The following is a 16,525-nucleotide window of genomic DNA, read 5'->3' as shown; positions in this document are numbered from 1 at the left end:
ATGACCGGTAAGGATTCCGGTGCAAGGGATTGTGCAAACGGGCCGCAGGGATGCGGCTTTTTTGCGTCTGTTATGTCCGCTTTTCTGTAAGTTCTTCTGTAAGCTCTTCTGTAAGTTCTTTTGCCTGCTTTTCTATAGATAGGCCGTCAGGCCACTGGCCCCGGTTAAGCCTGAGTAATTGCCGCATATCATCGAAAACCAGGTGGGCGCCGGCTTGCCGCAGCGTATGCGGGTTCATGCATTCTGCATAGCCGAATACCGTCATCCCGGCTTCAATGCCGCCCTGTACTCCCGGAGCGCTGTCTTCGATCACCAGACATTTTGCCGGATCAGTAACACCCATGGACTTGGCAGCATGCAGAAATATATCCGGATGGGGCTTGCCTTGTTTCACGTCTGAAGTACTGAACAGCCTGTCTTCAAGGAAGGGAAGCAGGCCGGTTTTCCCCAGTGTGGTGTGCATCTTTGCATAGGAGCCGCCGGAGGCAACACAATAGGGGAGCTGTAACCCCTCAAGTACGTCTCTGATGCCTTCAACAGCGGTAACTGATGTACGCAGCGCGGTGTTTATTTCCTGCTCATAACGGTGCTGTATGTCTGCCGGCGGTGGATGGCCCAGCAAGTCTGTGACGGTTTCGATGCACTGCTTAGCAGAGCGGCCGACGAACAGTTCAAACATGGTCGCCTGATTCAGCGTGAGGCCGCAGCTGTCCTGCAGTATTTCTGCAAATACCTCATTGGCAATGCGTTCGCTGTCTACCAGTACGCCGTCGCAGTCAAAGATAACCAGTTCAAAGCTTTCCATATTTCATCCCTGTGGTTTGCAGTAAGTATGTTGAATGCCTGCTACATGTTTGAATGATCCGGCTGGCTAAGGTTCCGGGGAGTGTCTTTATTTTTCGGGAATTGTACGTAGCAGGTGAGTGGGGAATAAAGCAATGCTGGAAACAAAAAAGGCCGCGATGATCGCGGCCTTTAGAAGTGTACTTAACAGTATCAGTTACTTCTTGCTGATACGGTCTTCCCAGAACTTGGCATTCTTGATGCCCAGTTTCTTAGGATCGAAAGTGTACTCGGTTACGCCGGCTTTACGCTGAGCTTCATAGTCTTTCAGGGCCTTGATCGCAGGGCGGGCCATGAAGAAGATGATCAGGATACCGACGATGTTCAGCCAGGCCATCATGCCTACGCCTACGTCACCCATACCCCACGCCAGGTTAGCTGTTTTCACAGAACCGTAGAAGGTTGCGGCCATCAGCACGACCTTCAGCATCAGGGTCAGGCCCGGGATGTGCAGAGTACGCTGGATGTACGCAATGTTGGTTTCGGCAATGTAGTAGTACGCCAGAATAGTGGTGAACGAGAAGAAGAACAGAGCGAAAGCAACAAACGGGCTACCCACACCTGGCAGAACGCTTTCAATCGCATTCTGGGTGAAAGCAGGGCTGTTTGCAGCAACGTCAGCCGCCAGGTTCTGAATCAGGAACGCATCACCTGCACCGTGTACGTTGTAAGCACCGGTGATCAGAATCATCAGGGCAGTTGCAGTACATACGAACAGTGTATCGATGTATACAGAGAACGCCTGTACCAGACCTTGCTGAGCAGGGTGCTCAACTTCAGCAGCTGCTGCAGCGTGAGGACCAGTACCCTGACCGGCTTCGTTGGAGTAAACACCACGCTTAACACCCCAGCCAATCGCAGCCCCCAGGCCAGCCATTGGAGTGAATGCATCGCCGATGATCATGCCGAAGATTTCTGGCAGCATGTCAACGTTCAGCAGAACGATAACAGTGGCGATGATGATGTACGCCAGTGCCATGAAAGGTACGACAACCTGAGTGAAGTTCGCAATACGCTTAACACCACCGAAGATGATGAAGCCCAGCACCAGCACAACAATAGTACCGGTAATGATTTTCGCGAAGCTCAGGGTACCGATAGCAGTTTCGATCATGTCGCCGGAACCGAATGCGGTTTCTACAGCGTTACCGATACTGTTGGACTGTACGCCCGGCAGGAATACACCACAGGCCAGGATAGTCGCGATTGCGAAGATCCACGCATACCACTTCTGACCCATCGCTTTTTCGATGTAGTAAGCCGGACCGCCACGGTATTCACCGTCCGCCTCTTCTTTGTAGATCTGTGCCAGCGTAGATTCTGCATAAGCTGTAGCGGCGCCCAGGAAAGCTACAACCCACATCCAGAAAACTGCACCCGGACCACCGAAACCGATGGCGGCAGCAACACCGGCAATGTTACCGGTACCGACACGGCCAGACAGGGAAACCGCCAGAGCCTGGAAAGAAGAGATACCCTTGTCAGAGCTCTTACCGGAAAACAGTAAGCGCCACATTTCGCGGAACAGGCGAACCTGTACGAAACGGGTCATGATGGAATAGAACAGACCGGCACCCAGGCATAGGTAAATCAGCGCCGGGCTCCAGATAATGCCGTTCATAAAATCGACAAATGCTTGCATTGAGACAAACTCCAATATTTATTATTACTGGCCAGTTGCCGGATTTAACGGTCAGGGCACTTGACGGCAAATGTCGGAAAACTGGCGGAGAAAACCGCGGCCATTCTACCCCGTGTGTTGTGGGACTTTTCTCTGAAACCAGGTTTTATATAGCGTATTTAACTATATATTTTTGATTTCTAAGTCTTTATTTCTTAAATGGTGAAATATTGAACGGAGCTGACAAGCGGGAAGCTGAAATGCGGGTCAGACAAAGGTCTTATGGCACATAAGGTGTGTGCTGAAGATGGCTTAGATTATAAAGTGCTTATATATCAATATGAAAGAGGGCTGAGGTATTTTTTATCGTCCGGTCGGACAGAATGAATCCGAAGCCGGGCAGCGCCGGCTTCGGGAAAGGTGGGATCAGTTAATCGCTTCACGTACCTTGTCAGCGACTTCTGCTGTTACCCATTTAGTCCAGATCTCTTCATGGTTTTCCAGGAAGTAGATTGCACCGTCTTCACCGTCGGCCTGGTTATCACTCATGTATACCAGCACCTTGCCCACTTCATCTGAGGTGTAGCCCCGCTTGTTGATGTATTCCATTACATCCGGGTTTTCACCGGCGAATCCGGTAGTCACAATGGTGTTTACTGTGGTCGGGGTAAAGTTAGTGCGCTGTGGTGTGTCACACTCTTCTTTGGCGATACAGCTGTTCCAGTGATCATCATTGACGTCAGCGTCGGTGGTGAGGCGCTTCAGTTCATATTTGCTCAGTACGGATGATGGCTGCCAGTAGTAACCGAACCAGCCTTCCTCACGGTCATAGGACTTGGCAATGGTGCCGTCCAGGCCGGCAGCAGAGCCCGGATCAATGGCAACGAAGCCGGCTTTTTCAAAGTTGTAGGCGGTTGGCTTGGTCAGGTTGGTATTGGCAATCTGACAGGTCCAGCCAGACGGACAGTTGACGAAGGTACCTTTGCCTGGGTTTTCTTTATTCGGGAACAGTTCCGGGCGGGCCAGCACGTCATCAATGCTGTTAATTTCCGGGTAGTCATCGGCAATGCTCTTGGACACGTACCAGCCGTCAGCGGCATCAGGAATCAGTTTGGTTGCCACAATAACCTGGCCGTTATCCTCGGCCTGTTGCAGCCGTTCACGCACGGCGTTAGACCAGAATTCCGGCGCAATATGCGGCCGGCCTTTCGACTCCATTGAGGCCAGTGTGGTCGCGGTTGCGCCAGGGGCCAGATCCACGCTGCAGCCGAAACCTTCTTCAAGAATGATCTTATCCAGGTTGGCGGCGAACTCGGCGGATGCCCAGTCCATTTCGGCGACGACGATGTCTCCGCATTCGGCCATTGCCATGCCGGATGCCAGGGCGAGAGTGACGGCGGCGACTGATTGCTTCAATAGGGTCATAATTACTCCGTTGCTTTTTATCGTTATAAGGTGCGGATCGGTTGTTTCTGAAAACGGAAACAGCAGATCTGCTGGCAGTATTACAGAGCGATCAGTACGGTTTCGTCAGAATACGCATTGTATTTGACCGCAAGCGACAGACTGCTGCTGTGTGATGAGCTCTAGTATTGGGGATTGTCTCCGGCAGCCGCTTGAACAATTACGCTGCTTTGTTCTATCTGAGCGTCATAATTTCAGTTTTTACAGGGGAGTTTTGCAGCTAAGTCTGGCACGTAAAAAAATACTGTATGGGGTGTAATTTCTTTTTGAACGGTTTGTTCAGAAAATGAAAAGTCTGTTCGAATGAAGGGTATAAAAAAGGCAGCTCAGAGGCTGAGCTGCCAACGCAGGAGAGAGATCTCTGCTTTCAACAAGTCGGTAAAGCCGGTCGGGGAGAGCCGGCCTTTTAACAGGGATTAGCGTTCAACAAATGCCCGTTCAATGACATAGTGGCCCTGCTCGCCCTGACGGGCTTCGTGGAAGCCCATGTTCTCAAGAATCTTGCAGGTATCCTTGAGCATGCTCGGGCTGCCGCACAGCATGAAACGGTCGTGTTCCGGGTTCAGATCCGGCAGGTCCAGATCTTTGGTCAGTTTACCGGTGACCATTAAGTCAGTCAGGCGGCCGTTATTGCGGAATTTTTCCCGGGTAACGGTCGGGTAGTACAGCAACTTGTCTGACACCATTTCGCCAAGGAACTCATCGTTCGGTAACTGGTTTTCGATCACATCGGTATAGGCCAATTCTGACAGATAGCGCACGCCGTGGGTCAGAATCACCTGATCATAAGCATCGTAGATTTCCGGATCTTTAATGATGCTCATGAAAGGTGCCAGACCAGTACCGGTGCTGATCAGGAACAAGCGCTTGCCCGGCAGCAGGTTGTCGTTGATCAGGGTGCCGGTAGGCTTGCGGCTTACCAGAATCTGATCACCTACATTGATGTTCTGCAGTTTGGATGTCAGCGGGCCGTCCTGCACTTTAATGCTGAAAAATTCCAGACGATCTTCGTGGTTAGCGCTGGCAATGCTGTAAGCACGCATCAGCGGACGGCCTTCATGTTCCAGACCGATCATAACGAAATGACCGTTCTTGAAACGAAAACCCGGATCCCGGCTGGTGGTGAAACTGAATAAAGTATCGTTCCAGTGATGGACGCTGAGGACTTCTTCGGTTGCTATATTTGCCATTGCTGATTCCTATATAAGATGTTTTCGCCGGGGCGGAGTGTTTGTGTGCTCATGACCGGAGAGAATTATCTATAATTTAAAGTTATAAAAATCGTATTCCTTATTTCTTGTTATCGATAATAGGCCTGTCTATGATATTGGTAAAGACGATAATTCAGAAAACTTATATCGGTAAAACCGAATATGAAATATACCTTAAGACAACTGGAAGTGTTTTTGGCGGTTGCTCATTTCGACAACATTACCAAGGCTGCCCAGAATCTGGCGATGTCCCAGTCGGCGGTAAGCGGCGCATTGCGGGACCTTGAGCAGCAGTTTGATATGCAGCTGTTTGACCGGGTTGGCAAGCGTTTGCAGATTAATGAACTGGGCCGTTCCCTGCGGCCAAGGGTTGAAGCGCTGCTGGAACGGGCTAAATCTTTACAGCAGGAAATGGAGCAGCATCAGGCTGTTGGGGAATTACGTATCGGTGCAACCCTGACCATCGGGAATTATCTGGCGGTGGGATTAATGGCGCAGTATATGGCAGAACACCCACAGGCCCGGCTGGATTTGCAGGTGGCCAACACCACCACCATTACCAAACGCCTGGTGAATTTTGACATTGATATCGGCCTGATCGAAGGGGAGGTGCAGCACCCGGAGCTGGAGATTTTGCCCTGGCAGAATGATGAGCTGGTGGTGTTCTGTGCGGCGGATAACCCGCTGGCGCAGAAGATACGTCTCAGTGATACAGATCTGCTTCAGGCCCAGTGGATTTTACGGGAGCAAGGGTCCGGCACCCGGCAAACCTTTGACCGGGCCATGCACGGTTTACTGCCAGAGCTGAAAGTGATGCTGGAGCTGGAACACATCGAAGCGATTAAAGGGGCGGTGGCGGCCGGGCTGGGGCTGGGGTGTCTGTCCCGGATTGCCTTGCTGGAAGATTTTGCTCAGGGCAGGCTGGTGCCCTTACAGGTCGCTGGGCGGGATCTGAACCGGCGGCTGTATCTGATGCTGCACCGGCATAAATACATCAGTGCGGGCATTGAGCACTGGATGCAGTTGTGCCGGCGCTGAAATAAAAAAAACCGGCCATCTGGCCGGTTTTTTCATAGTCAGAGCCGTTATGCCTGGGCGTTACGGGCCTGCTGTTCTTTACGCAGTTGCTCTTTCTGTTCACGGCGCTGGGCGATGGTTTCTACCGCATCGGCACCCAGGTGGGCTTCACCGCGGGTTTCTGCCAGCTGCATCTGCTTCTGCCGTTCGATGAAACGCTGACGCTGAGCCGGGTCCTGTTTGTCGTAGCACTGGTGACAGCTGACACCCTGCATGTACTTATCGCTCTGCTTATCTTCTTCAGTGATCGGCAGGCGGCAGGCGTGGCACTGATCGTAAATGCCTTTTTCCAGCTGGTGGTTAACGGTGATACGGTTGTCGAATACGAAACATTCACCCTGCCACATGGTTTCTTCTTCAGGTACCTCTTCAAGGTACTTCAGGATGCCGCCTTCCAGGTGGTAAACCTCATCGAAGCCCTGTTCTTTCAGATACGCGGTAGACTTTTCACAGCGGATGCCGCCGGTGCAGAACATGGCAACTTTCTTGTTCTTTTCCGGGTCCAGATTGTCTTTCACATACTGAGGGAATTCACGGAAAGTATCGGTTTCCGGGTTGATGGCGCCTTCAAAGGTGCCGACCTGTACTTCGTAGTCGTTACGGGTATCTACCAGAATGACATCCGGGTCGGAGATCAGTGCGTTCCAGTCTTTCGGTTTAACGTAAGTACCCACTACCTGTTTAGGGTCGATGCCTTCAACGCCCATGGTTACGATTTCTTTTTTCAACTTAACCTTGGTGCGGTAGAACGGGTTACTGTCATCGAAAGATTCTTTGTAGACGGTATCCGCCAGACGGGGATCATTCTTCAGCCAGGCCAGCAGGGCATCGATACCTTCACGGGTACCGGCAACGGTGCCGTTAATGCCTTCTTTGGCCAGCAGCAGAGTACCGCGGATGCCGTTGCTTTCCAGCAGCTGGCGAAGCGGTTCACGGATTTCCTGATAATCTTCCAGGGTGACGAACTTATAGAGCGCACATACAACGATTTGTGACATGATTTTCCTCTGCGAACCGGAGCGTAAATCCGGAGCATTCATTATGTATATCGGGCATCAGTGCTGATGCGGGCTGCCAACATGGCAGGGGCGGCATTTTAATCAAAAACAGCCCTGCAGAAAAGCCCGGTAACCGGCAGGCGGTGCCTGATTCATTTGTGTTGCCGGCAATCATGTTTTGGCGTGAATGCTATACCTTGGTACCATAAGCCCTTTCTACGGGCTACTTACATGGAACGGGCCTCCGGATGCAGATATTAGTAGTAGATGATTCCGCGCTGGTGCGGGACATGGTAACAAGCATTGTCGTTAACGCCGGTTATCCACAACCACTGCTTGCCAAAGATGCGCGGGAAGCTAAAGCGCATATCAAACGCTCGGTGGTTGACCTGATTCTGATGGACATTCAGTTACCGGGAGTAGATGGCCTGCAGCTTACCCGCCAGATTCGCCGGAATCTGAAAGATGAACAATGGATTCCGATTATTTTCCTGACGATAAAAGACGATCCGGATTATCTGGCGGCAGCCATTGATGCCGGCGGGGATGACTATCTGGTCAAGCCGGTTAATCCGGTGGTCTTGCTGGCGAAAGTGCATGCCATGGCACGGATTTCCAACATGAAGGCTGCGCTGGATGAAACCAATTTACAGCTGAACCGGCTGACTCAGATCGATGCGCTGACCAATGTGATTAACCGTCGCGGTTTTGATGAGTCTCTGATGCACAGTTGGCGGCTACACCGACGGAATGATCAGGAACTGTGTTTGCTGTTTCTGGATATCGATGACTTTAAAACCTATAACGACAACTACGGCCACCCGCAGGGGGACCGCTGTCTGCGTCAGGTGGCGGAGTTATTCAAAACCTGTTTACGCAACGAGAGTGATTTGCTGGCTCGCTACGGCGGTGAAGAGTTTGTCATCGTCCTGCCCAATACGACTTTGCGTGCGGCGGAAAAGCTCGCTCAGAGTATCCTGCTTAAATTGGCTCAGGAGCGAATTGAGCATCAGCATTCACATGTCGCGCCTTATATCACCGCCAGCATCGGAATCAGCACAACCCGTGATGGGGCAAGTACCGCGCAGAAACTGCTCAGTCAGGCAGACCGCAGCCTGTATAAAGCCAAATCCAATGGCCGTAATCAGATCTGCTGCTTTGAAGATATTGAGCAATTGGCGACGGATGCAGAATTATGAGTAAACAGGCATTAATAGCCGCTGTGATTGAACAGCTGGAAGCGGATCTGGCCGTTTGTCAGCAGGCCGCGAATGAAGCCCATCAGGCGGCCACCCATGAAGAGAGCGTTGCCGAAAATCAGTATGACACCCTGGGGCTGGAAGCCTCTTATCTGGCGGAAGGGCAATCCCGCCGGGTTGCCGAAATACAGCAGGAAATCGCCGCCTGGCGTGCAGTACCGGATACAGAGTTCTATGAAGATGATCCGGTGGTGTCCGGTTGCCTCATTGTTCTTGAAGCGCTGGAGTCCGGTGAACAACGGATGCTACTGCTTGGCCCCGCTGCGGGTGGTAAGAAACTTTCCTATGCCGGCATGACAGTTACTGTGCTGACGCCGGAAGCGCCGTTGGGGGCGCAGCTGGTGGGAAAATATGTGGGGGACTGCGTGATGATTGCCGCCACTGAATTTGAAATTACCGATGTGCAATAAAGGCTGATTATTACTGCCAAGCCAGCGTATAATGCCGCCAGACACATAGTTCAGAATTTAGGAACAAACATGAAAATCACCAAAGATAAGGTTGTTCAGTTTCATTACAACCTATCCGCTGCCGACGACAGCGTGCAGGAAACCAGCCGTAAAGGTAACCCGATGTTATACCTGCATGGCCATGACAATATGATCAAAGGTCTGGAAGCGGCAATGAACGACCGTGAAACCGGCGATGTCTTTTCAGTGACTCTGGCACCGGAAGACGCTTACGGTGCGTTCCTGCCTAACTGCGAACAGGTTATTCAGAAGAAGCACCTGCAGGGCAAAAAGAACTGGAAGCCGGGTATGGTTGCTACCGTTCAGACAGATAAAGGCCTGCGTCAGGTCTCCGTTGTTAAGGTGGGGATGTCTAAGGTAACTGTCGATAACAACCACCCACTGGCAGGCAAGACCCTGACCTTTGATGTGGAAATCATGGATGTGCGTGACGCGACCGAAGAAGAAGTTGCCCACGGCCACGCCCACGGTGTCGGCGGTCACCAGCACTGATCTGCTGACTCTGATGTAAAAACAGCGCCTGATGGCGCTGTTTTTGTTTCTGGTGGATTTAGCTGCGGATCAGAGGGCCCGTTGCCGGTGCCATTCGTCAGTGCGGCGGGCGTCCAGATCGGTAATGTGCTGATCAGCCGTCAGTAACTGTAAACGGCTGAAGTCCGGCGTACCGGTTATTTCCGTTTGTACTGATGCGTGGCTGTTATCCCCGCGGCGGTATTCAAAGTAAACAAAACTGACCTGCCGGCCATTACGCTTGCCGGGGGTAAACCAGACTGCCAGATTACACTGTTGCGCCGGATGCCAGCAAAGAACAGGTTCACAGGGTTGCAGGCTGTGCTCTGCAGCAAGCCGGGGTGGTTCAGTTGAATAAACGTGTGCTTCAAACATGGATCTGCTCCCATTTTCATGAGAACTGACGTGTGCGGGGTAGTACCTGATTCTTTGTCGGTAAGACCACATCGCCCGGAATTTCCGGGTTACCACCTTGCCCAGGTTGGCAGGTTGGCGAGGACGTCAGCCCTTCTCTTGATGTAACGATTTAATGGCGGTTAATTTAGGATATTTTCTGAACAGTTGCAACGGTTGTGCGGAGAATATTCCGGGCCTGTATTGTTGAAGAGGCGGCCGGTGAAATTCTGCTCCGGAAAAATACCGGAGCAGTTATCAGTGCTGCAGGAGAGTCTGCTGCAGTTTAAGCGTCGAAATGAATCACGCTGCGAATACTTTTGCCCTGATGCATCAGGTCGAAAGCCTCATTGATGGATTCCAGCCTCATGGTGTGGGTGATGAAATCATCCAGCCGGAATTCACCCTGCAGATAACGCTCCACGTAATCCGGCAGTTCCGAGCGACCCTTGACCCCGCCAAAGGCAGAACCACGCCATACCCGGCCGGTAACCAGCTGGAAAGGACGGGTGGATATTTCCTGACCGGCACCGGCAACGCCGATAATCACCGATTCGCCCCAGCCTTTGTGGCAGCATTCCAGCGCGGAACGCATCACCTGGGTATTGCCGATACATTCGAATGAGTAATCGACGCCACCGTCGGTCATCTCAACGATGAGATCCTGAATCGGCTTATCATGCTCCTGCGGGTTGATGCAGTCGGTTGCGCCCAGCTTTGTTGCCAGCTCAAACTTTGAGGTGTTGATGTCAATGGCGATGATGCGACTGGCACCGGCCATGGTGGCGCCGATAATGGCCGACAGGCCAATGCCTCCCAAACCAAATATTGCCACTGTGGCGCCTTCTTCAACTTTGGCGGTGTTGATCACCGCGCCCATACCGGTCGTGACACCGCAGCCGAGCAGACAGATTTCTTCCAGCGGTGCTTCCGGATTCACCTTTGCCAGGGAAATTTCCGGCAACACCGTGTATTCCGAAAAGGTCGAGCAACCCATGTAGTGATAAATCGGCTGGCCATCTTTATAGAAACGGGTCGTACCGTCAGGCATCAGGCCCTTACCCTGGGTTTCGCGAATCTTCTGGCACAGGTTCGTTTTACCCGACAGACAGTACTTACATTCGCCGCATTCAGGTGTGTACAGCGGAATAACATGATCCCCGACTGCTACGCTGGTAACGCCTTCGCCTATGGCTTCAACAATGCCGCCACCTTCGTGACCGAGTACTACCGGGAAAATGCCTTCCGGGTCATCTCCGGAAAGGGTGAAAGCGTCGGTATGGCATACTCCGCTGGCAATAACTTTGACCAGTACCTCACCGGCCTTGGGAGGCATAACATCGATTTCTTCGATGCTTAAAGGTTGGCCTGGCCCCCAGGCAATGGCGGCTTTGGATTTGATCATGGTATCTGACATTAAGCTGTCTCTTGCTGATTAATGAATGCGGCTATTTTAATTGTTTCTGTTTGGGTGATAATCTGCGTTTTTATCAAATAACTTTTACTGGTTGGTAATAATGGGTAACTGGGAAGGGGTCTCTGAATTTGTGGCAGTCGCGGAGCAGGGAGGGTTTACACCGGCAGCCGCGCAGCTTGGTATATCGACGGCGCAGGTGAGCCGGCAGGTCACTGCGCTGGAAACACGGCTGGCAACCAAACTGTTTTACCGGACCACCCGTAAAGTCTCGTTAACGGAAGCCGGTGAAGTGTACTACCAGCATTGCCGGCAGGTTCTGGATGGCCTTGAGGAGGCGGAGCGGGCGTTAAGTCAGTTGCAGAGTACACCCCGTGGCAAGCTGAAGATCACCGCACCGACCACTTACGGTGAAACCCGTATAAGCCCGTTGCTGAATGACTTTATGCTGCGTTATCCAGAGCTGGAAGTGCATTGCCGGCTGACTAATCAGAAAGTGGATTTAGTAGAGGCTGGGTTTGATCTGGCGATTCGCCTGGGGCAACTGGAAGACTCCAGTATGATGGCCAGACGGCTGGCAACCCGTACTCTGCATGTCTGTGCCTCTGAAGAATATCTGGCGGAGCACGGGGTGCCTGAAACTCCGGAAGATCTGGCAGTGCAAAACTGCCTGCAGGGCAATCTGGGGTATTGGCGTTTTGCTGAGCAGGGCGTCGAGAAAAACGTTCGGGTGACCGGGCCGCTGCACTGTAACAGTGGTCAGGTCTTACTGGATGCAGCGCTGAAAGGTTTGGGAGTAGTGCAACTGCCGGATTACTACGTACAGGATTACCTTGCCAAAGGGTTACTGACTGAATTGCTGGTGCCTTATCGGCCAGCGGAAGAAGGGATCTGGGCCCTGTATCCGCATAACCGTCATCTGTCGCCCAAGGTTCGGGTGCTGGTGGACTTTCTGAGTGAACAGCTCGGCTGAAGGTCAGTACTGAAATTCAGATGCTGGTTAGCATCTGAATAACCCGGCATCCCAGTGTGGCGTATCCTTCCCCAGTTTCTCGCTGGCGAATTCCAGAAACGCCCGTACCTTGGCGGGCATATAGTGCCGCTCCGGATACACTGCATACATGGTTTTAACCGGCATGCTGTACTCCGGGAATAGCCGGATGAGTTTACCCTGACGGATATATTCCGCGGCTGCAAATGATGGTAGCCGGCCAATACCCGCCCCCGCCAAAATCGCTTCCAGTAAGGCTTCGCTGTTATTCACCCGGTAGTTCCCGCTGACCTTTACGTGCAGGGCTGCTTCCCCGGTTTCAGGTTGCGGCATAAATTCCCAGTGGCTGGCGTCGTCGGAATAGCTGTATAGCAGGCAGTTTTCATCCGCCAGACAGGCGGGAGAAGTGAGCGCAGTACGAAACGGATATTCCGGCGCGGCGCAAATCACGCTGCGCAACGGGGCCAGCTTGCGGGCGATCAGGGTTGAGTCGGGCAGCCGGGTGGCCCTGATGGCCAGATCAAAACCCTGTTCGATGATGTTCAGGGTATTGTCGTCCAGTACCAGATCCATCTGTATCAGCGGGTAGCGTTGCAGAAATTCGGCTATCAGCGGGGCGATGTGCAGACGGCCGAAGGACATCGGCGCGTTGATCCGCAGCAGCCCACGGGGCTCCCCCTGTAACTCTCCCACAGCATCTTCCGCCTGCTGGGCTGCACGGGTCGCCTGCAGTGAGTATTCATAATACCGTTCACCGGCTTCAGTCAGGCTGAGTTTACGGGTAGTGCGGTGGATCAGCCTGACTCCTAACTGCTGTTCCAGCTGGGTGATGCGTTTGCTGACCGCCGACTTGGATATATTCAGTTCCCGGGCGGCGGCTGAAAAACCGCCCTGTTGTGCCACCGCCACGAAAACAGGGATTGCATTGAAGTTTTCCATGATCGGAGCCCGTTACTTATATTGTTGAGTTTTAGTCAACTAAGAGTCTATTTTTACCTATATTGTTTGTCAATTTGCTGCTGGTTAAAGTGGTTTTACGTATTTAACTGCTTTGTTGAAAGCTTCAGAGGAGTCAGACAATGGTGCGATTTGAACACGCCAATCTCGTGGTAAAGGAGATACAGCCCACGCTGGATTTCCTGCTGACAGCCTTTCCAGAATGGCAGTTGCGGGGCAGCGGAAAAGGGCGCTGGGGAGATACCGTGAGACGCTGGGTACATGTGGGTAATGACGACTATTACATCACTCTGAATGACAGCGCCGAAGGTGAGAACCGGGATATCGGCGGCATTCAGCCCGGGCTTGCCCATCTGGGCTTTGTGGTGGATGACCTGGCCGGCCTGACCGAACGGTTATGGCAGCAAGGCTATGCCATCGACATTCTCGGCATGGATCATCCGTACCGCAAAACAGTGTATTACACCGATCCGGCGGGGTTTCAGTTTGAGTTTCTGGAGTACCGCAGTGACCGGCCGGAAGAGCGCAATTTGTACGGCGGAGAAAGTGGTGATTTTAAATTCAATGTACGTTCATTAGCGGGGGAGCCGGCATGAAAACAAGTACCGATACAGTGTCGCTGACACAAGCGTTATATCAGGCGGTAGACCGCAAAGATGTGGATTTTTTGGCACAGGTACTGGGGGAGGCGGTGTACTTTCAGCTGGGTAATTTCCCGGCGGTTGAAGGCCTTGGCGCGGTCCTGGAGGCGAACCGGGGATTTTTCAGCAGTATAGAATCCATGTCTCATACGCTGGATAACATCTGGCAGGAAGCGAACCACACCATTTGCCATGGGAAGGTAGATTATGTGAGGTTAGATAAAACTCATCACTCTGCCCGGTTTGCTACGGTTCTGCGCTGGCAGGAGGGAGTGATTGACGACTACCGGGTGTATGCGGATATTTCCGGTCTGTGACCGGGTATTTCAGGGATGTGCGCCGGATGTTTATCCGGCGTAGCAGTATGCAGGATGGGGTTGTTAAGGTGTGCTTTTCAGATGAGCTATTCAAGCGTACTGAGCACCAGCTTAATTTCACTCCGTACCGCTTCAATTTGCGTCACCATGTTGTTGGTTGCGCTCTGGTCGTATTCAATTTTATCCCACTTGTTTGACCAGACAGCTTTCAGTTCCTGGGCTTCTTCTATGACGCTGTCTTTGGTCAGGGTACTCAGATCGGCAATCAGCCCTACCTTAACCCAGCCCTTACGGGGATTACCGGCTACCTGATCTTTATCGTAATGCAGTGCGTAAATCTGCTGTTCCAGATTGGAAAGCTCCAGCAAGATCTCGAAGCAGGCGGTGCGGATATTGCTGTTCTCTTCTGTGACTTCCATTCGCCAGACGTTATAGCTGAAACCCAGAAGGGCAAACAGCATGCTGAAAATGGCCGTCATCTGATAGATTTTAAACTTCTGTGCCTGCATCGTTATTCCTGCTTAATGTCTTACTGTTAAGGCTTCAGCGTCAGCGTGTTGCCCCGTTGGGTTAACTCCAGGTGCCTGAGGAAGCTCATCCCCAGCAGCACAGTGTTATCATCCATATAGGGGTTAATATTCGCCCGCACGCCGGTCTGGGTAATACTGCCCAGGCTGATGGAGTCCAGAGTAGTTACCTGTATATCAATGGTGCCGTTCGCCGTTTGTACCTTGCCCCAGGCCTGCCCCTGTAAACCGATTTTTTCAGCCACGGATGCCGGAACGCTGACATTGGTGGCACCGGTATCCAGTAAAAAAATCACCGGCTGCTGGTTGATCAGCCCGGGCGCAATGTAATGCCCCTGCTTATTGCGGGTCAGTACCACAGGTTCGCCTGCCTGCTGCCGGCTGTTCAGATCTTTATTCGGGTTGTACCGGGACTCAAGTACATTGCCGAATACCAGATACAGCACCCCGAGCAGGCAGATCCAGCTGAGGTAAAAAAACGATTTCGCCAGCCCTTTGCGCGGGCCATCCTGATCACTCATGGGCATTCCGTTGGGTGTTTACAACACTTTGTTAGCTTTTATCTTACTATAGCCCGCCGTACCCGCAACTGTTTGATAGTTAAAGGTGCGGCTTCCGGTTATCCCGATGGTTAAGGAAAAATACCGGGATATGACAAGCGGCAGTTGCATCCTGAACGAAGGCTGTTATACTGCGCGCCGTACCTCATTCGAGGTGGCCATTTACCCGGTGACTGCGGGTAAAATCGGTCTGTTATGGCGGTCCTGTTGGTCCTCCCGCAATGATAAGTCGTGAATCTGGTCAGGCCCGGAAGGGAGCAGCCACAGCGATGGATTCATGTGCCGGGATGTTGGCTGGCGGGGTCGCCCCCAATCTCTTTTTTTCTGTTCTGTTTTATTTCTGACCATGTGATTTTGATGGTGTTTCATTGCGTCTGGAAGAAAGGCGGGAGCAGACTCTTCAGATAAGCAGGCCTTACAGGCAAAGAAGAGTACTCATGCGTCCGTCTGTTCGGTTTTTTCATACTGCCGGTTTTCTTTTCAGTATTGTCCCCATGTTTTGTGATTTAAGAGTTTCTTAAGTTTTCCCTGATACGGTCACGTTTTTGATGGGCTGTTTTCAACTGCAGTGGGGGCTGTATCAGGTATGAATTCGGTGTTAATCCTTGATGATCATTCGTTTTTTGTGGATGGGCTGACGTTATCGTTGTCGCAAATGTTGGGCTGTGTGCAGGTGGAGTGTCTGTCTGACTTATCAAAGGTAAGGGCGTTTCTACAGATAAAGCCAGTTGATCTGATTATTCTGGATCCGGATTTTAAGGCGGCTAACGGTGCCGATGCACCGGCGATGATTGAAATGCTGAAACACAGTGCGCCGGTTGTGGTGATGGCGGAATATGTGAATCCTGAAAGAGTGCATTGTGTGATGGAATCAGGGGCTGCTGCGTATCTGGAAAAACGGACCGCGAAAAGCTGTCTGGCGGACTGTTTACAGGCGGTGAGGCAGGGGCGGATGTATTTACCGGGGCCAGTCAGCCTGGCGTTGCAGCAGTACCGAAGCATTGCACTGCCTGTTTATCAGGCGGTTGACGAACAGCTTTCTGAGCGCCAGAAAGAGGTGTTGGTGCTGCTGGCGAACGGATACAGCAATCACGATATCAGTGCATCACTGGGCATTACACAAAGTACGGTTAAATTTCATGTCTCCAGGCTGATGCACATTTTTGACGTGGATAACCGTACCGGCTGCGTTGCTGAAGCCAAGCAGATGGGGATTCTGTAGGGAAGGATATGCGCCCGGCCAGCAGTGGTTACTGCCGGGCGGGAACGGTT

The 16,525-nt window shown here is 52.2% G+C and carries 18 protein-coding genes, 1 other RNA gene and 1 riboswitch; of the genes, 9 read left to right on the top strand and 10 right to left on the bottom strand.

What is annotated here, in order from left to right; genetic code table 11:
• Positions 1–70: 70 nt before the first annotated feature.
• The 4 genes from JYB63_RS13665 to JYB63_RS13650 all read right to left on the bottom strand — a co-directional run bounded on the left by JYB63_RS13665 (position 71) and on the right by JYB63_RS13650 (position 5,118).
• Positions 71–805: an HAD family hydrolase gene (locus tag JYB63_RS13665; protein WP_205658451.1), complete on the bottom strand. Its 735-nt coding sequence runs from the start codon at positions 803–805 to the stop codon at positions 71–73.
• Between the two features lie 195 nt (positions 806–1,000).
• Positions 1,001–2,485, bottom strand: coding sequence for an alanine/glycine:cation symporter family protein (locus tag JYB63_RS13660; protein ID WP_205658450.1), 1,485 nt, complete (start codon positions 2,483–2,485; stop codon positions 1,001–1,003).
• Between the two features lie 405 nt (positions 2,486–2,890).
• Complete coding sequence (locus JYB63_RS13655; protein ID WP_205658449.1) at positions 2,891–3,889, bottom strand: glycine betaine ABC transporter substrate-binding protein; 999 nt, start codon at positions 3,887–3,889, stop codon at positions 2,891–2,893.
• Positions 3,890–4,344: 455 nt separating this feature from the next.
• Positions 4,345–5,118: a ferredoxin--NADP reductase gene (locus tag JYB63_RS13650; protein WP_205658448.1), complete on the bottom strand. Its 774-nt coding sequence runs from the start codon at positions 5,116–5,118 to the stop codon at positions 4,345–4,347.
• A gap of 183 nt (positions 5,119–5,301) precedes the next feature.
• On the opposite strand from JYB63_RS13650, the gene JYB63_RS13645 reads away from it, so the two are divergent.
• A complete protein-coding gene (locus JYB63_RS13645; protein WP_205658447.1) occupies positions 5,302–6,177 on the top strand; it encodes a LysR family transcriptional regulator in 876 nt (291 codons plus the stop codon).
• Positions 6,178–6,224: 47 nt separating this feature from the next.
• On the opposite strand, the gene trhO is transcribed toward JYB63_RS13645, so the two are convergent.
• Positions 6,225–7,214, bottom strand: a complete 990-nt coding sequence (trhO, locus tag JYB63_RS13640) for an oxygen-dependent tRNA uridine(34) hydroxylase TrhO (protein WP_205658446.1) — start codon at positions 7,212–7,214, stop codon at positions 6,225–6,227.
• Positions 7,215–7,462: 248 nt separating this feature from the next.
• On the opposite strand from trhO, the gene JYB63_RS13635 reads away from it, so the two are divergent.
• The 3 genes from JYB63_RS13635 to JYB63_RS13625 all read left to right on the top strand — a co-directional run bounded on the left by JYB63_RS13635 (position 7,463) and on the right by JYB63_RS13625 (position 9,435).
• The gene (locus tag JYB63_RS13635; protein ID WP_205658445.1) at positions 7,463–8,413 is read left to right on the top strand and encodes a GGDEF domain-containing response regulator; all 951 of its coding nucleotides are present in this window, start codon (positions 7,463–7,465) and stop codon (positions 8,411–8,413) included.
• On the top strand, positions 8,410–8,883 hold the full coding sequence (locus JYB63_RS13630) for a GreA/GreB family elongation factor (RefSeq protein ID WP_205658444.1): 474 nt from the start codon (positions 8,410–8,412) through the stop codon (positions 8,881–8,883). Before JYB63_RS13635 ends, JYB63_RS13630 begins: the two co-directional genes overlap by 4 nt.
• A gap of 69 nt (positions 8,884–8,952) precedes the next feature.
• The gene (locus JYB63_RS13625) at positions 8,953–9,435 is read left to right on the top strand and encodes an FKBP-type peptidyl-prolyl cis-trans isomerase (RefSeq protein ID WP_205658443.1); all 483 of its coding nucleotides are present in this window, start codon (positions 8,953–8,955) and stop codon (positions 9,433–9,435) included.
• 69 nt (positions 9,436–9,504) lie between these two features.
• Here the strand turns inward: JYB63_RS13625 and JYB63_RS13620 are convergent, their stop codons facing one another.
• Both JYB63_RS13620 and JYB63_RS13615 read right to left on the bottom strand, forming a co-directional pair.
• Entirely contained in the window at positions 9,505–9,828 is a 324-nt protein-coding gene (locus JYB63_RS13620; protein WP_205658442.1) for a hypothetical protein, read from the bottom strand.
• A gap of 40 nt (positions 9,829–9,868) precedes the next feature.
• Positions 9,869–9,978: riboswitch (SAM-I-IV-variant riboswitch) on the bottom strand.
• 154 nt (positions 9,979–10,132) lie between these two features.
• Complete coding sequence (locus tag JYB63_RS13615; protein WP_207758377.1) at positions 10,133–11,263, bottom strand: S-(hydroxymethyl)glutathione dehydrogenase/class III alcohol dehydrogenase; 1,131 nt, start codon at positions 11,261–11,263, stop codon at positions 10,133–10,135.
• Between the two features lie 100 nt (positions 11,264–11,363).
• On the opposite strand from JYB63_RS13615, the gene JYB63_RS13610 reads away from it, so the two are divergent.
• A complete protein-coding gene (locus JYB63_RS13610; RefSeq protein WP_205658441.1) occupies positions 11,364–12,233 on the top strand; it encodes a LysR substrate-binding domain-containing protein in 870 nt (289 codons plus the stop codon).
• 27 nt (positions 12,234–12,260) lie between these two features.
• On the opposite strand, the gene JYB63_RS13605 is transcribed toward JYB63_RS13610, so the two are convergent.
• Positions 12,261–13,190, bottom strand: coding sequence for a LysR family transcriptional regulator (locus JYB63_RS13605; RefSeq protein ID WP_205658440.1), 930 nt, complete (start codon positions 13,188–13,190; stop codon positions 12,261–12,263).
• A gap of 140 nt (positions 13,191–13,330) precedes the next feature.
• Between JYB63_RS13605 and JYB63_RS13600 the strand changes: the two genes are divergently transcribed.
• Positions 13,331–13,804 carry a VOC family protein gene (locus JYB63_RS13600; protein ID WP_205658439.1) on the top strand — a complete coding sequence of 158 codons (474 nt, stop codon included), beginning with the start codon at positions 13,331–13,333 and terminating at the stop codon, positions 13,802–13,804.
• Positions 13,801–14,166 carry a nuclear transport factor 2 family protein gene (locus JYB63_RS13595; protein WP_205658438.1) on the top strand — a complete coding sequence of 122 codons (366 nt, stop codon included), beginning with the start codon at positions 13,801–13,803 and terminating at the stop codon, positions 14,164–14,166. Before JYB63_RS13600 ends, JYB63_RS13595 begins: the two co-directional genes overlap by 4 nt.
• An 86-nt stretch (positions 14,167–14,252) precedes the next feature.
• Here JYB63_RS13595 and JYB63_RS13590 read toward each other — a convergent pair whose 3' ends face one another.
• Positions 14,253–14,675: a hypothetical protein gene (locus JYB63_RS13590; RefSeq protein ID WP_205658437.1), complete on the bottom strand. Its 423-nt coding sequence runs from the start codon at positions 14,673–14,675 to the stop codon at positions 14,253–14,255.
• A 26-nt stretch (positions 14,676–14,701) separates the two neighbouring features.
• Complete coding sequence (locus JYB63_RS13585) at positions 14,702–15,214, bottom strand: retropepsin-like aspartic protease family protein (protein ID WP_205658436.1); 513 nt, start codon at positions 15,212–15,214, stop codon at positions 14,702–14,704.
• A 244-nt stretch (positions 15,215–15,458) separates the two neighbouring features.
• Here JYB63_RS13585 and ffs point away from each other — a divergent pair.
• Both ffs and JYB63_RS13575 read left to right on the top strand, forming a co-directional pair.
• Positions 15,459–15,556, top strand: an RNA gene (ffs, locus tag JYB63_RS13580) — signal recognition particle sRNA small type.
• A 283-nt stretch (positions 15,557–15,839) separates the two neighbouring features.
• Positions 15,840–16,475 (top strand): response regulator transcription factor, encoded by a 636-nt coding sequence (locus JYB63_RS13575; protein WP_205658435.1) that lies wholly within the window; start codon positions 15,840–15,842, stop codon positions 16,473–16,475.
• Positions 16,476–16,525: the final 50 nt, after the last annotated feature.

The organism is Aliamphritea spongicola, assembly GCF_017051665.1.
Classification (GTDB): domain Bacteria; phylum Pseudomonadota; class Gammaproteobacteria; order Pseudomonadales; family Balneatricaceae; genus Amphritea; species Amphritea spongicola.
This window is presented reverse-complemented; position numbering and strand designations above follow the sequence as displayed.